Origin of the sequence: Desulfamplus magnetovallimortis, from assembly GCF_900170035.1 — a bacterium.
Taxonomy (GTDB): Bacteria; Desulfobacterota; Desulfobacteria; order Desulfobacterales; family Desulfobacteraceae; genus Desulfamplus; species Desulfamplus magnetovallimortis.
On the sequence record NZ_LT828543.1, the window covers coordinates 3,726 to 5,193 of the forward strand.

The following is a 1,468-nucleotide window of genomic DNA, read 5'->3' on the forward strand; positions in this document are numbered from 1 at the left end:
AGACTTCAGAAGCCGTAAACGCTTTTCCCTTGATATCTATTTTGATGGAGTCACTGACACCACGACTTTAAATATCATTGATGTGAGGCTTCGCTGGAAATTTCAGAGGGATGACGGCAAGGAGATGGAAATTGATGTGATGGCAAAATCTGAGTGCGGCCGGATTGTGCTTGTTGATGTGAAAAAGACAAAAGAGAGGACCGGGATTGCTTTGGTCAAGGATTTTGTGGAAAAATGTGATGCATATTCAGCAATTTTCCCGGAACAGCTTCTTTTGCCTGCCTTTCTATCCACTGGAGGTTTTACAGAAGAAGCTACTCGCTTTTGCAGAGAAAATTGTATAGGTATTTCAGATAAAATTACATATTTTTTATCTTTTGAATGACTTTATGTACGGAGAAAGGAACGATACACCGTGAAATATCCTCTGCCTGAACGCATAGGAGAACCGGATCTTCTTGTTGGCCGTGAAAAAGAGTTTGCAGGTTTCCATAAATGGATATCCCGTATTCCCGGACGCCTTTCCAAATCTCGTGTGATCCTGGCCCGAAGAAAAAGCGGTAAAACAGCTTTTATTCAGAGACTGTTTAATCAGCTCTGGAATCAAAACGGAAAGGTAATTCCTCTATTTTTTGAAATCAGTGAGAATAAAAAATGGTATCCCAATTTTGCAGAGGAGTATTACAGAACCTTTGCTTCCCAATATATTTCTTTCCTTGAAAGGGATGAGATGCGTGTCACAACTCCATTGACATTGAAACAGATTCGAGAATATGGAAAATCTGTATCTCATCGCCATTTAACAGAAGATGTAGATTCCATTCTTGAAAGCCAGGAATCTGGCAATTATGATTCCATGTGGAATACAGCTTATACAGCACCTGAGCGTTTTGGGGCTGCTCTTGATATCCGGTTTCTGGTTATCATAGATGAATTCCAGAACATAACGGAGTATATATACAGAGATGAAGGATGTGAGAGGGCTAAAGATGAAAGTATGGCCGGAAGTTTTCACGGAGTTTCAGAATCCAGGATAGCCCCAATGCTTGTAACCGGTTCATATGTTGGCTGGCTCATGGGCATTTTGGATGAGTATCTTGAGGCAGGAAGGCTCAAACGTTTTTTTATGAATCCCTATCTGACACCTGAAGAGGGGCTTCAGGCAGTTTTTAAGTATGCGGAATACTATGAAGAGGCCATAACTAACGAAAGTGCTGTTGAGATAAACCAGCTTTGTAAGTCAGATCCTTTTTTCATCTCCTGCGTGATAGAGAGCGGTTACGAAAATAAGGATCTAACTACACGTCAGGGTGTTGTTGCTACAGTTAATTTTGAGATTTCAGATCGTCTCTCAGAGATGTCCATGACCTGGGGAGAATATATTGAACAGACCCTTGATCGTGTCAACGATATTAATGCCAAGGCTATTTTGCTGCACATGAGCAAACATTCTGATCGTGTCTGGACA

At 41.1% G+C, this 1,468-nt stretch carries 2 protein-coding genes; both read left to right on the plus strand.

Annotation, left to right across the window (positions count from 1 at the left end; all coding sequences use genetic code 11):
- Positions 1-385: hypothetical protein (locus MTBBW1_RS28275; RefSeq protein WP_186441169.1), on the plus strand; the 385-nt coding region annotated here is incomplete at its 5' end.
- Positions 386-415: 30 nt separating this feature from the next.
- Positions 416-1,468 (plus strand): ATP-binding protein (locus MTBBW1_RS08745; RefSeq protein WP_186441170.1); only part of this gene is annotated, 1,053 nt, incomplete at its 3' end.